General features: G+C 60.1%; 11 protein-coding genes. 1 reads left to right on the forward strand and 10 read right to left on the reverse strand.

The window, feature by feature from the left end; genetic code table 11:
- The first annotated feature begins 53 nt into the window (after window positions 1-53).
- Entirely contained in the window at window positions 54-749 is a 696-nt protein-coding gene (locus tag BK660_RS27365; RefSeq protein ID WP_123435964.1) for a hypothetical protein, read from the forward strand.
- Between the two features lie 51 nt (window positions 750-800).
- On the opposite strand, the gene BK660_RS27370 is transcribed toward BK660_RS27365, so the two are convergent.
- From BK660_RS27370 to aroQ, 10 genes are all read right to left on the reverse strand, one after another.
- Complete coding sequence (locus BK660_RS27370) at window positions 801-3,578, reverse strand: hybrid sensor histidine kinase/response regulator (protein WP_123435965.1); 2,778 nt, start codon at window positions 3,576-3,578, stop codon at window positions 801-803.
- A 100-nt stretch (window positions 3,579-3,678) separates the two neighbouring features.
- Complete coding sequence (purD, locus tag BK660_RS27375; protein WP_123435966.1) at window positions 3,679-4,974, reverse strand: phosphoribosylamine--glycine ligase; 1,296 nt, start codon at window positions 4,972-4,974, stop codon at window positions 3,679-3,681.
- Between the two features lie 156 nt (window positions 4,975-5,130).
- Window positions 5,131-6,738, reverse strand: coding sequence for a bifunctional phosphoribosylaminoimidazolecarboxamide formyltransferase/IMP cyclohydrolase (gene purH / locus BK660_RS27380; RefSeq protein ID WP_123435967.1), 1,608 nt, complete (start codon window positions 6,736-6,738; stop codon window positions 5,131-5,133).
- 81 nt (window positions 6,739-6,819) lie between these two features.
- Complete coding sequence (gene fis / locus BK660_RS27385; protein ID WP_007907419.1) at window positions 6,820-7,140, reverse strand: DNA-binding transcriptional regulator Fis; 321 nt, start codon at window positions 7,138-7,140, stop codon at window positions 6,820-6,822.
- Entirely contained in the window at window positions 7,137-8,147 is a 1,011-nt protein-coding gene (gene dusB / locus BK660_RS27390) for a tRNA dihydrouridine synthase DusB (protein ID WP_027921902.1), read from the reverse strand. Before dusB ends, fis begins: the two co-directional genes overlap by 4 nt.
- 185 nt (window positions 8,148-8,332) lie before the next feature.
- A complete protein-coding gene (locus BK660_RS27395; protein WP_123435968.1) occupies window positions 8,333-9,550 on the reverse strand; it encodes a DUF3426 domain-containing protein in 1,218 nt (405 codons plus the stop codon).
- 30 nt (window positions 9,551-9,580) lie between these two features.
- Window positions 9,581-10,459 carry a 50S ribosomal protein L11 methyltransferase gene (prmA, locus tag BK660_RS27400; RefSeq protein WP_123435969.1) on the reverse strand — a complete coding sequence of 293 codons (879 nt, stop codon included), beginning with the start codon at window positions 10,457-10,459 and terminating at the stop codon, window positions 9,581-9,583.
- Between the two features lie 265 nt (window positions 10,460-10,724).
- The gene (gene accC, locus BK660_RS27405; protein ID WP_027921899.1) at window positions 10,725-12,083 is read right to left on the reverse strand and encodes an acetyl-CoA carboxylase biotin carboxylase subunit; all 1,359 of its coding nucleotides are present in this window, start codon (window positions 12,081-12,083) and stop codon (window positions 10,725-10,727) included.
- Between the two features lie 17 nt (window positions 12,084-12,100).
- Window positions 12,101-12,565 carry an acetyl-CoA carboxylase biotin carboxyl carrier protein gene (accB, locus tag BK660_RS27410; RefSeq protein ID WP_027921898.1) on the reverse strand — a complete coding sequence of 155 codons (465 nt, stop codon included), beginning with the start codon at window positions 12,563-12,565 and terminating at the stop codon, window positions 12,101-12,103.
- 24 nt (window positions 12,566-12,589) lie between these two features.
- Window positions 12,590-13,045 carry a type II 3-dehydroquinate dehydratase gene (gene aroQ, locus BK660_RS27415; RefSeq protein ID WP_007947649.1) on the reverse strand — a complete coding sequence of 152 codons (456 nt, stop codon included), beginning with the start codon at window positions 13,043-13,045 and terminating at the stop codon, window positions 12,590-12,592.
- Window positions 13,046-13,088: the final 43 nt, after the last annotated feature.

Genomic DNA, 13,088 nt, shown 5'->3' on the forward strand with positions numbered 1-13,088 from the left:
AATAAGGCCGGAGGCATTTGTCTCCGGTTTTTTTTAGTCCGGAAGTGAATCTTATGCTGGATTTTAATTACGCCGTTTATATTGATGGTGGGAGCGTATTACTCCTGTCGCATGAACTCAGTGCGCGTGAGTGTACTGATGTGCTGGATTCAACGTTATTCATGCAGCTTGCGGCAGCAGCAGAGCAGCCTGGGTTGGTCGGGTATGAGCAATGGTGGGGGTTTTATCGCTCGCAGCTTAATAAATTTGGTTGGTCGCGTATTCAGGATTTCGAAGGCTCGTTCAGGTCTGATCCAGACCTCTTGTCCCAGACGGTTAGCCAGGCAATGGCGTCCAAAGTCCGTCGTTTTCTTTCCGCAGAATATGTCGATGCTGTTGGTCGCGCGTTTGTCGAGGTGTCGAGACTTTCACCGCATCACTTGGCCCGTACGTTACTGCGATATTATTCGATCGCCGAGGATCCGGTCTCGAAACTGACCACGGTCCGGTTGCAGTTTGGAGTTGTCGTGGCTGGTGCTCGGCTAATCTGTCTGACGGTAAGTTTCATTACCCGTGAAGCGCTTTCGAGTTCGATCATCGAGCAAAACTTTCAAACTGATGACGTCATCGGGGAAATCGAGTTTAAAGGGTGTGTCGCTGTGTTGGATTCAGCTGCTTATGACTCGTGGCGTGGACGGATTGCGATGGCTGTAACTCCTTTTCGTGAGGAGCAGATACGGGCGGTGTCCTCGCCAGATACCAAGTGGTAAGGCACGCTTGCCGCCGAAGTTTCGTCGCTTTGGCAGGACTGCACTGTCGGATCAGGGCGTATTAATGGCTACCCGGTTCTGTTGATCCCGCTGCGCCACCCAATGCTCGATCAAATCGCGCAGCTGCGACAGCTCCACCGGCTTTGCCATGTGCCCGTCCATGCCGGCCTGGCGCGCACGCTCTTTGTGCTCGGCAAGGATGTGCGCGGTTAACGCCACCACCGGGGTGCGAATCCGCTGGTTGCCGACTTCCCAGGCGCGTAGTTGTTGGGTGGCAGAGAAACCATCGAGGATCGGCATTTCGCAATCCATCAGTACCAGGTCGTAGCGTTGGGCTTTCATCGCCTGCAAGGCTTCTTCGCCATTGCTGGCAGTGTCCGGTTGCAGGTTGAGTTTGCCGAGCATGCCGCGAATCACCTTGGTCGAGATCGTGTTGTCTTCGGCCACGAGGATGCGGAAGTCGCTCGGGACTTTTACCGGAAGTGCCGGGCCGGCCGACAGGTGATGCGCAACGGTCGGGCCTTTGTTGCGTTGATTCAACTCGTCCGCGAGGGTGGTCTTGAGGGTGTAGCCGGCCACGGGTTTGGCGAGGATGCGTTTGATCCCGGAGTTACGCGCAATGATCTTGCTCGGTGCATTGCTGATGCCGGTCAGCATGATCAGCAGAATGTCGTGATTGAGGCTCGGGTCTTCCTTGATCTTGGCCGCCAGTTGCATGCCGGTCATGCCAGGCATGTTCTGGTCCAGCAGGACCACGTCGAAGTAGTCGCGCAAATGCGCCTTGGTGCGCAGCAACGCCAGGGCTTCCTTGCCGGACGGCACGGCGCTGACGTTGAGGCCCCAGGCGCTGCACTGTTGCACCAGCACTTTGCGGCAGGTGTCGTTATCGTCCACCACCAGTACGCGCGCACCTTGCAGCGGACCATCGAGGTCGGAGGTCGGGTGTTCAAGCCGGTCCGGGTCCAGTGGTAGCGTCAGCCATAAAGTGCTGCCCTGGTTGGCGCCGGTCTTGATGCCGAACTCGCCCTGCATCAGACGGATCAGCTGACGCGCGATCACCAGCCCCAGATTGCCGCCCAGACTCGTCGCCGAGAGGAAGTGCTTGCTGTGCAGTTCGGCGTGCATCAGGGCATCGCGCTCTTCGGCTTCCATCGGCACACCGCTGTCCTGCACGGCAATGCGCAGGCGTGGTTTGACACTGCGCTCATCAAGGGCGACGACGATCAGGATCTCGCCTTCTTCGGTTTTCTTCAGGGCGTTTTCCAGCAGGCTGAGCAGGGTCTGACGCAGGCGTGTCGGGTCACCGCTGATGACGCGCGGCACTTGCGGCTGGATAAAGCTGATCAGTTCGACGTTCTGCTGCTCGGCCTTGGCGCGGAAGATACTGAGGCAGTCTTCAATCAAGGCATTGAGGTCGAACTGCACATCGTCCAGTTCGATCTGCCCTGACTCGAGCTTGGATATGTCGAGGATCTCGTTGATCAGCGTCAGCAGTTCGTTGCCGGCGCTATGAATGGTTTGCACGTAGTCGCGTTGCTTGACCGACAGAGGCGTGCCCAACAGCAGCTCGGTCATGCCCAGTACGCCGTTCATGGGGGTACGGATTTCATGGCTGATTTTCGCCAGGAATTCAGCCTTGGCGTTGATCTCGGCGTTGCTGGCGGCCAGGTCGCGGCTGATGCTGAAGCGATCTTCGGTGATGCTGCGCTGGCGCTCGCTCAGGGCAATGCTCATCAGCAGGCCACTGATGCAGATGAACACCAGAAGTGTAGTGATCAGGCCTTGCGGCGCGACCTGGGTCAGTCCCAGCAGTGCGGGCAATATGATCAGGGTGCCAATGTTGAACACCACCATCGCCGCGACGAAAAAGCGCGCCGGCCGATAACCTTTTTGCCAGTGATAGGCGCTGACGAACAACATGCTCAGGCCTGCCAGAGCCACCAGGGCGTAGGTAATGATGTTCAGCGGCAGGGTGTTGACGAACAACAACAGAAGGCCGCAGACGACGATGAACAGAATGTCCGCCAGCAGCAGTTTGTTCAGCGGGTGAGGGCCGAGCGGGGCAAAGAAGCGCCAGGCGAGCATCAAGCCGCTCGGCGCCGTCAGCAATAACGCGATGTAGGCGCCCGGCGTCTGGATGGCGTGCCAGTTCGGCAACCAGGGCCCGGCCAGGTTCAGCAGCAACAGCAGACTGAGCATCAACAACCCTTCACACCAGGCCAGCCAAAGGCTGCTGCGCGAGCGTGTGTAGGCGTAGCGGACGAAGTTGTGCAGGATCAGCATGCAAAGGCAACCGAACAGCAGACCGTAAATCAGCGTCTGGTTCTGGCTGGCCGCGGTCATGACCGCCGATTGCAGGGTGATATAAGGCCGTAGCTGATGGTCGGAGACCAGTCGCACGTAGACGTCGAGGGGCGTGTCACTTTGCGGCAGCGGCAACATGAACTCGCTGCTGGGCAGGGGGCGCTCAGCCTGGGGCTGCCCGGTGCCGGTCTGCACTTGATCGATCAGCTTGTCGCCGTCGAGGACAAACAGTTTGAGCGACGACAGGTCGGGTGCGAACACCCGCAGCAATTGTTCATGCTTGCCGGGGGCCAGCCTGAAGCGTAGCCATAACGCGCCATCGGGCTCGGCCGCGTTGAGGCGATCAAGCTCGATGGGGCTGAATTGGTTGGTGTAGCGAGCGGAACGGATGTCGCTGAGCTGCAGATCGCCCTGTTCGTCAAGCAATACTGCCCAGCCACTGCCTTGCGCGGACTGGGCCGGGAGCATGCAGAGCAAGGTCAGCAGAGTGACGGTAAGGCTTATGGCGATCCTGAGCCAGCGCACGGCGAAATCCCTTCGTAGGTTGATGCCAGATTATAACGATGCGCAGTGCCGGAACAGTGGGGCAAGGACCAGCGGCCCTTGCCCGGCCAAATGAATGGCCTTACTCCTGGCTTTCGCCACGTTCACGGGCAATGGCACGGTAGCCAATGTCCTTGCGGTAGAAACAGCCTACCCAGTCAATTTTTGCCGCCAGTTTGTAGGCTTGCTGCTGAGCCGCATCGACGCTGGCGCCCATGGCAGTGGCGCAGAGCACCCGACCACCGGCCGTCACCACTTGACCGTCCTTGAGTGCAGTACCGGCGTGGAAGACTTTGCCTTCCAGTGCGGCGGCTGCATCCAGACCGTTGATGGCCACGCCTTTGGCGTAGTCACCCGGATAACCGCCAGCGGCCAACACGATGCCGACGCTCGGACGTGGATCCCATTGCGCTTCGACCTTGTCCAGCGCTTGCGCCAGAGCCGCTTCGACCAGCAATACCAGGCTCGACTGCAGACGCAGCATCACCGGTTGGGTCTCAGGATCGCCGAAACGGCAGTTGAACTCGATGACTTTTGGGTTACCAGCCTTGTCGATCATCAGGCCGGCATACAGGAAGCCAGTGTAGACGTTGCCTTCCTCGGCCATGCCGCGAACGGTCGGCCAGATCACCAGGTCCATGACCCGCTGGTGCACTTGGGCAGTCACGACCGGTGCAGGGGAGTAAGCGCCCATGCCGCCGGTGTTCGGGCCGGTGTCGCCGTCGCCGACGCGTTTGTGGTCCTGGCTGGTGGCCATTGGCAGCACGTTCTTGCCGTCGACCATGACGATGAAGCTGGCTTCTTCGCCGTCCAGGAATTCTTCGATCACTACGCGCGAACCGGCATCACCGAAGGCATTGCCCGCGAGCATGTCGCGCACGGCGTCTTCGGCTTCGGCCAGGGTCATGGCGACGATCACGCCTTTACCGGCGGCCAGGCCATCGGCCTTGATCACGATCGGTGCGCCTTTTTCACGCAGATAAGCCAGGGCAGGCTCGATCTCGGTGAAGTTCTGGTAGTCGGCGGTCGGGATCTTGTGGCGCGCGAGGAAGTCCTTGGTGAAGGCCTTCGAACCTTCCAGCTGGGCAGCGCCAGCGGTCGGACCGAAGCAATCCAGGTTGCGGGAGCGGAACAGATCGACGACGCCGGCAACCAGCGGCACTTCCGGGCCAACGATGGTCAGGGAAACGTTTTTCTCGGCAAAGTCTGCCAGCTGTTCGAGAGCCAGCACGTCGATGGCGACGTTTTCGCACTTGGCTTCGATGGCGGTGCCGGCGTTGCCGGGGGCCACGAACACTTTCTGCACGCGAGGATCCTGAGCCACTTTCCAGGCCAGTGCGTGTTCACGGCCACCGCTGCCAATGATCAAAACATTCATTTCAAAAACCTCGGATGACGCTAATTCTGGAGGCAGCACTGGAGCTGCTTTTCTGTGGGAGCGAGCCTGCTCGCGAAAGCAGTGTGTCAGTCACATCATTGCTGAATGTGCCGCCGTCTTCGCGAGCAGGCTCGCTCCCACAGTTGATCTGTCGTATTAGTGACGGAAATGGCGCATGCCCGTAAAGACCATGGCGATGCCGGCTTCGTCAGCGGCAGCAATCACTTCGTTATCACGCATCGAGCCACCTGGCTGGATCACCGCAGTGATGCCGACTTTGGCCGCGTTGTCCAGGCCGTCGCGGAACGGGAAGAACGCATCGGAAGCCATCACCGAACCGGCTACCTGCAAACCAGCGTGTTCAGCCTTGATCGCAGCAATACGGGCAGAGTTCACGCGGCTCATCTGGCCGGCACCGACACCGATGGTCTGGCGGTTCTTGGCGTAGACGATGGCGTTGGACTTGACGTACTTGGCGACTTTCCAGGCGAAGATCAGGTCGTTGATTTCCTGTTCGGTCGGGGCGCGCTTGGTCACGACTTTCAGGTCGTCGGCACCGATCATGCCGATGTCGCGGCTCTGTACCAGCAGGCCACCGTTGACACGTTTGTAATCCCAGGCAGCGGCACGATCAGCCGACCATTCGCCGCAGGCCAGCAGGCGCACGTTGGCTTTGGCAGCCACGATGGCGCGGGCTTCTTCGCTGACGCTTGGGGCGATGATCACTTCGACGAACTGACGCTCGACGATGGCCTTGGCCGTTTCAGCATCCAGTTCGCGGTTGAAGGCGATGATGCCGCCGAACGCCGATTCGGTGTCGGTGGCGTAGGCCAGTTCGTAGGCCTGGCGGATACCGCCTTCGGCGTCCGGGCTCACGGCCACGCCGCACGGGTTGGCGTGCTTGACGATCACGCAGGCTGGCTTGACGAAGCTCTTCACGCATTCCAGCGCGGCGTCGGTGTCGGCCACGTTGTTGTACGACAGTTCTTTGCCTTGCAGTTGAGTCGCGGTGGCGATGCCGACTTCGGCAGGCTTGGCTTCCACGTAGAACGCCGCGCTCTGGTGCGGGTTCTCGCCGTAGCGCATTTCCTGAGCCTTGACGAACTGGCTGTTGAAGGTGCGCGGGAATTCGCTGCGACCTTCGGTGCTGAGGGTGTCAGCGGCCTGGTTCACGGTGCCCATGTAGTTGGCGATCATGCCGTCGTAGGCCGCGGTGTGTTCGAACGCCTTGAGCATCAGGTCGAAACGCTGAGCGTAGGTCAGGCCGCCGGCCTTGAGGCCTTCAAGGACGCTGGCGTAATCGCTGGCATTGACCACGATGGCCACGTCTTTGTGGTTCTTGGCCGCGGAACGGACCATGGTCGGGCCGCCAATGTCGATGTTCTCGATCGCGGTCGGCAGGTCGCAGCCTGGCTTGTTGATGGTGGCTTCGAACGGGTACAGGTTGACCGCAACCAGATCGATCGGCTTGATGCCGTGCTCGTTCATGATCGCGTCGTCGATACCGCGACGACCGAGGATCCCGCCGTGGATTTTCGGGTGCAGGGTTTTCACCCGACCGTCCATCATTTCTGCGAAACCGGTGTAATCCGCGACTTCCACTGCGGCGACGCCGTTGTCACGCAGCAGCTTGAACGTCCCGCCGGTAGAGAGGATCTCGACGCCCAGGGCTTCAAGCTCTTTGGCGAATTCGAGGATCCCGGTCTTGTCGGAAACGCTGATCAAGGCGCGGCGGATCGGCAGGCGGGTAGTCTGGTCGGTCATTTCAATTTCCATCAAAAGCAAAGGAGTCAGCAAAAAAGGCGACCGGTTTTACGCGGGCGCCTTTCTGGTTTGATTGAATGCTTACAGCAAATCGTACTGCTTGAGTTTCTTGCGCAGCGTGCCCCGGTTGAGTCCGAGCAGCTCGCTGGCCTTCGTCTGGTTGCCCTTGACGTAGTTCATCACGCACTCGAGCAGGGGAGCCTCGACTTCGGAGAGCACCAGGTTGTACACATCCGTGACGGCAGCGCCCTCAAGGTGGGCGAAATAATTGTGCAGCGCCTTCTCGACACTCCCGCGAAGGGTCTGACCTTCTTCGCTGGGCGTATTGAGGTGCTGTTTCAAATTCACGTTGTCGCTCACGGGTGTTGTTCCACTCACTAAAGTCTCGGTCATCATCGTCATGCGGCCACCCCTTCTCCGTCCCCTGTCAGGCTCTTATAACGTTCGGCGAAGAAGCCCTGAACGTTGGCGCATTGTGCTTCCGTATCTTCCAAACGATTGAAGTGGGCGCGAAACTCCCTGGCGCCCGGCAAGGTTGCGAGATACCAGCCCACATGCTTTCGAGCGATCCGTACACCCATGACATCGCCATAGAAGACGTGCAGGGCAGCCAGATGCTCTAGCAGAATGCGTTCCACCTCGATCAATTCCAGCGCCGGGAGTTTCTCGCCGGTACGCAGGAAATGGTCGATCTCGCGAAAAATCCATGGCCGCCCCTGGGCAGCCCGGCCTACCAACAAGCCATCGGCACCGGTCGCGTCGAGCACGTAACGGGCCTTCTCTGGCGAATCGATATCGCCGTTGGCAAACACCGGCATCGACACCGCCTGCTTGATCGCGGCAATGGTGTCGTACTCGGCTTCACCGGTGTAGAGGTCGGCACGGGTGCGGCCATGGACCGCCAACGCCGTAATGCCTGCCTGCTCGGCGATCTTCGCCACCGTCAAACCATTCTTGTTGTCCCGGTCCCAGCCGGTACGGATCTTCAGGGTCACCGGCACATCCACCGCAGCCACGACGGCCTGCAGGATCTCGGTGACCAATGCTTCATCCTTCAACAGCGCAGAACCGGCAGCCTTGTTGCAGACCTTCTTCGCCGGGCAGCCCATGTTGATGTCAATAATCTGTGCACCCAGCTCAACGTTGGCCCGGGCCGCGTCCGCCAGCATCTGCGCATCACCACCGGCGATCTGTACCGAGCGTGGCTCGGGATCACCTTCGTGGATCATGCGCATCCGCGACTTGCGGGTGTTCCACAAACTCATGTCGCTGGTGACCATTTCCGAGACTACTAGTCCCGCGCCCAATCGTTTGCACAGCTGACGAAAGGGTTGGTCGGTGACTCCCGCCATCGGGGCGAGAATCAAGCCGTTCTGCAATGTGTATGGACCGATGCGTACCGCCGACATAGGACTTCCCTGTTGTGGGGCCGGATCATTAGAGTTCGAAAAAGGGTTGGCATGATACCCGCTCTCGATGACTGGATAAAGGCTGAATTGAACAAAATCTGAACAGTTATTCTGTTATTGCCAGCAGTTTGGTACGGACGGTGCCAGTCAGAAATCTGCCGCCAAGCCTGTAACGGTGAACCGTTTCACTCGGGGGAGTGGAAGCTCAGGCTGTAGTTCACCGCTTTGGCGCCGGGGTCGAGAATATCCAGCGCGATGTGGATCGGCGTTTGTGGTGGCATTTCCGCCATGCCTTCGAGGTCGCCGTTGAGGTACTCGCCGGGTTTGAAGCGACGGCTGGCGATCAAGTGGCCATTGAGGTCGGCAAAACGCAGTTCCAGCAGCGGGAAGGGCTGCGAGAACGGGGCGCGGTTGTAGATGATCGCATCGACCACCAGTGCGCCACTGAACTCCGGATGGCTACGGACCACCAGGTTGCTGCTCTTGATTTTCGCAATGTCGACTTTGGACGGCACCGTGCAGCCAAGTTGCGGGCACAGTTGCTGGAACCAGGGGCGGTATTGGTCCTGACGGGCCAATTCGTCGAAATGGTAAGCGATGTATTGACCAGCCAGCGCAGCGGCGCCGAGCAAGACCAGCAGCAACCAGAACAACCGGCGGCCCCAGGGGGAGCGACGTTTTTGCCAGTCCAGTTGCAGCGGATCGTCGGTCAGGTCCTGCAATACCTCGGCGCGCACGCCTGGTTCACTGCGCTCGCGACGTTTGCGCAGCGGTTCGATCGACGGCAGGTCGTCGTCGAGCGCTTCGGTTGCCGACAGGCGTTCGTGGTGGAGCGGGGTGTCGAGTGGGTCGTGCAGGCGCAGATGAGGCACCTGGGGTTCATCATCGAGATCAACCGGTTCCAGCGAAAACGAAGGCTCGGTGCGTTCGTGGTTGTCCGGTTCGGGTTCTGTTTCCGGTTGTTTGGTTTCTACCGGTTGGGCGCGGTCAGCGGCCGATTCACTGAAGAGGCTGTCGGGCCACTGTTCTTCGTCGTGCTCGTTAGCGTCGCGTCGGGCGCTGAGGCCGTCTTCGCGGTGCCGGCCAAACTCCTTGGTCGGCTGGATCTCCCGCTGTTCGAGCCGGGCGAGTTCTTCGTCCAGGTCCAGGCTGTCCAGGTCCAGTTCGGAGGCCGTCCACTGCTTTTGGCTGATCGCGCGTGGCGCTGGCGGTTCAACGATGGCGGGGGTGACCGGCGTGACAGCTTCCTTGCCGGCCCGTTGCTCAAGCAACTGCTTGGCCGCGTTGAACACTTGCAGGCACGAGCCGCAACGAACCACTCCGCGTGCCACGCTCAACTGAGCATGGCTGACGCGGAAGCTGGTTTGGCAATGCGGGCACTGGGTGACGAAGCTGTCGGTCATGCGGCGATCCGGTTTATGCAGGCGTTCATTCTAGCGCCGACGGCCGGTGATGCGCACCCAGCCATCGCGATTGGCAATCGGGTCCAGATCGAAGTCTTGAGCGTACGCGGCGGCAACGTCTTCGCCTTGTTCAGCGAGGATCCCGGACAACGCCAGGCGACCGCCCGGCTTGACCAGGCTGGACAGCTGCGGTGCCAGGGAAACCAGTGGGCCGGCGAGGATGTTGGCGACCAGTACGTCGGCCTTCACCTGTGGCAGGTCTTCCGGCAGGTACAGTGGGAACAGCGCGTCGTCGATGTTGTTGCGCCCGGCGTTGTCGCGGGAGGCTTCCAGCGCCTGCACGTCGATGTCGGTGCCGACGGCTTCCTTGGCACCCAGCAGCAGGGCGGCAATCGCCAGAATCCCCGAGCCGCAGCCAAAGTCCAGCACGTTGCAGTCTTTCAGGTCCTGACCGTCGAGCCATTCAAGGCACAGCGCGGTGGTCGGGTGGGTGCCGGTGCCGAACGCGAGGCCCGGGTCCAGCAGGATGTTCACAGCGTCGGGTTCAGGGGCGGCGTGCCAGCTCGGGACAATCCACAGGCGCTGACCGAAGCGCATTGGCTGGAAATCGTCCATCCAGCTGCGCTCCCAATCCTGGTCTTCGATCACTTCGCTGTGATGCTCGGGCAGCGGGCTGCCGGTCAGCAGCTCAAGGTGGGCCAACACGCTGGCGGCTTCGGTGCCGCCCTCGAACAGGGCCAGCAAATGCGTGTGCGACCACAGCGGCGTGGTGTTGAGTTCTGGCTCGAAGATCGGCTGATCTTCGGCGTCCATGAAGGTCACCGACACGGCGCCCACTTCAAGGAAAGCGTCTTCGTAGGTTTCGGCTTGTTCTGGGCTGATGGCGAGACGGACTTGCAGCCAAGGCATGGCGGGCACCTTTGAAAAATATTGATTGCAGCCTAGCGGGCTGCGAGAAGCGCGCAAGTTTACGCGAGCGCGGAGGTTTTGTGGGAGTCGCTTGGTCTCGCAGTTCCCTGTGGGAGCGAGCCTGCTCGCGAAAGCGGTGTCTCAATCACATCAATGTTGAAAGTGCCGCCGTCTTCGCGAGCAGGCTCGCTCCCACAGGGGGATTTGTGAAATGTCCAGAAACAACAAAGCCGCCCGAAGGCGGCTTTGTTGGTCGGGTCGAAGCTTAGTGCTTCTCGCCTGCCAGCTTGTGCTCGAGGTAGTGAATGTTCACGCCCCCTTTGCAGAAGCCTTCATCACGGACCAGGTCGCGGTGCAGCGGGATGTTGGTCTTGATCCCGTCGACAACGATTTCGTCCAGCGCATTGCGCATGCGCGCCATGGCTTCGTCACGGGTTGCGCCGTAGGTGATCAGCTTGCCGATCAACGAATCGTAGTTCGGCGGAACGGCATAACCACTGTACAGGTGCGAATCGACGCGAACGCCGTTGCCGCCTGGTGCGTGGAAATGCTTGACCGTGCCCGGGCTCGGCATGAAGGTTTTCGGGTCTTCGGCGTTGATACGGCATTCCAGGGCGTGACCGCGGATCACCACGTCGTCCTGGGTGTACGACAACTTGTTGCCAGCGGCGATGCTGAGCATCTCCTTGACGATGTCGATGCCGGTGACCATTTCCGAAACCGGGTGCTCTACCTGGACACGAGTGTTCATCTCGATGAAGTAGAAGTGGCCGTTCTCGTAAAGGAACTCGAAAGTGCCGGCGCCACGGTAGCCGATGTCGATGCACGCCTTGACGCAGCGAGCGAGGACTTCCTGGCGAGCCTTCTCGTCGATGCCCGGTGCCGGCGCTTCTTCGAGAACTTTCTGGTGACGACGTTGCAGCGAGCAGTCGCGGTCGCCCAGATGGATGGCGTGACCCTGGCCGTCGGAAAGCACCTGCACTTCCACGTGACGTGGGTTGGTCAGGAATTTTTCCAGATAGACCATCGGGTTGCCGAACGCCGCGCCAGCTTCGGTGCGGGTCAGTTTGGCGAAGGAGATCAGGTCTTCTTCTTTATGCACAACGCGCATGCCGCGACCACCACCGCCGCCAGCGGCCTTGATGATCACCGGGTAACCGACTTCGCGACCGATGCGCAGAGCGGTTTCTTCGTCTTCAGGCAGCGGGCCGTCGGAACCCGGAACGGTTGGAACGCCCGCAGCGATCATGGCGTGCTTGGCCGATACCTTGTCGCCCATCAGGCGAATGGTGTCGGCTTTCGGGCCAATGAAGGCGAAGCCGGAGTTCTCGACCTGTTCAGCGAAATCAGCGTTTTCCGCAAGGAAACCGTAGCCGGGGTGAATGGCGGTAGCGCCGGTCACTTCAGCCGCGGCGATGATGGCCGGGATGTGCAGGTAAGAGTGCGCGGCCGAGGCCGGACCGATGCAGACGGATTCGTCTGCCAGGCCCAGGTGCATCAGCTCTTTGTCAGCCTTGGAGTAAACGGCGACAGTCTTGATGCCCATCTCTTTGCAGGCACGCAGGATCCGCAGGGCAATCTCACCGCGGTTGGCGATCAGAACTTTTTCCAACTTCGCAGTCATCAAAGTTTCTCCGCGGTTCAAACGATGGTGAACAGCGGTTGGTCGTACTCAACCGGCTGGCCGTCTTCGACGAGGATGGATTCGATCACACCGCTGGTTTCAGCTTCGATGTGGTTCATCATCTTCATGGCTTCGACGATGCACAGGGTGTCGCCTTTCTTCACGGTCTGGCCAACTTCAACGAACGAAGGCGAGGATGGCGAAGATTTGCGATAGAAGGTGCCGACCATCGGCGAACGGGCAACGGTGCCGTTCAGGACGGGTGCGGACGGTGCAGCAGGTGCAGCGGCGGCAGCAGGAGCAGCGGCAACTGGCGCAGGTGCCGGAGCGTGCTGCATTGGAGCAGGTGCGTAGTATTGCTGAGCCGGCGTCTTGCTGTGACGGCTGATGCGAACGGACTCTTCGCCTTCCTTGATCTCGAGCTCGTCGATGCCGGACTCTTCCAGCAATTCGATCAGTTTCTTAACTTTACGGATATCCATGAATCATCAACTCCCAAGGGTCGGTCAGGGGCGTATAGCTTGTTGTTCAAGCTGCTCTAGTGCAGCCTCCAAGGCCAGTCGGTAACCGCTGGCGCCAAGGCCGCAGATCACTCCCACCGCTACGTCGGAGAAGTAAGAGTGATGGCGGAAAGGTTCGCGTTTGTGCACGTTAGACAAATGCACTTCGATGAATGGGATGCTCACCGCCAGCAGCGCGTCACGTAATGCGACGCTTGTGTGTGTAAAAGCTGCTGGATTGATCAGAATGAAGTCCACACCTTCGCCACGTGCGGCGTGAATGCGGTCGATCAATTCGTACTCGGCGTTGCTTTGCAGGTGCAGCAGATGATGGCCGGCTTCACGGGCGCGGCGTTCCAGGTCCTGGTTGATCTGCGCCAGTGTCGTAGCGCCGTAGGTGCCCGGTTCACGGGTGCCGAGCAAGTTCAGGTTGGGGCCGTGCAGCACCAATAGGGTCGCCATCTGCGGTTCCTTGTTATCTGTGTGCAAGTGTCAGAACCCGGCG

Source organism: Pseudomonas brassicacearum (assembly GCF_003732265.1).
GTDB lineage: Bacteria > Pseudomonadota > Gammaproteobacteria > Pseudomonadales > Pseudomonadaceae > Aquipseudomonas > Aquipseudomonas brassicacearum_D.

What these genes read in the sequence shown, in the direction of transcription:
- BK660_RS27365 (WP_123435964.1), top strand. Translation starts at nt 54, where the DNA reads ATGCTGGATTTTAATTACGCCGTTTATATTGATGGTGGGAGCGTATTA.
- purD (WP_123435966.1), bottom strand. Translation starts at nt 4,974, where the DNA reads ATGAATGTTTTGATCATTGGCAGCGGTGGCCGTGAACACGCACTGGCC.
- purH (WP_123435967.1), bottom strand. Translation starts at nt 6,738, where the DNA reads ATGACCGACCAGACTACCCGCCTGCCGATCCGCCGCGCCTTGATCAGC.
- fis (WP_007907419.1), bottom strand. Translation starts at nt 7,140, where the DNA reads ATGACGATGATGACCGAGACTTTAGTGAGTGGAACAACACCCGTGAGC.
- dusB (WP_027921902.1), bottom strand. Translation starts at nt 8,147, where the DNA reads ATGTCGGCGGTACGCATCGGTCCATACACATTGCAGAACGGCTTGATT.
- BK660_RS27395 (WP_123435968.1), bottom strand. Translation starts at nt 9,550, where the DNA reads ATGACCGACAGCTTCGTCACCCAGTGCCCGCATTGCCAAACCAGCTTC.
- prmA (WP_123435969.1), bottom strand. Translation starts at nt 10,459, where the DNA reads ATGCCTTGGCTGCAAGTCCGTCTCGCCATCAGCCCAGAACAAGCCGAA.
- accC (WP_027921899.1), bottom strand. Translation starts at nt 12,083, where the DNA reads ATGACTGCGAAGTTGGAAAAAGTTCTGATCGCCAACCGCGGTGAGATT.
- accB (WP_027921898.1), bottom strand. Translation starts at nt 12,565, where the DNA reads ATGGATATCCGTAAAGTTAAGAAACTGATCGAATTGCTGGAAGAGTCC.
- aroQ (WP_007947649.1), bottom strand. Translation starts at nt 13,045, where the DNA reads ATGGCGACCCTATTGGTGCTGCACGGCCCCAACCTGAACTTGCTCGGC.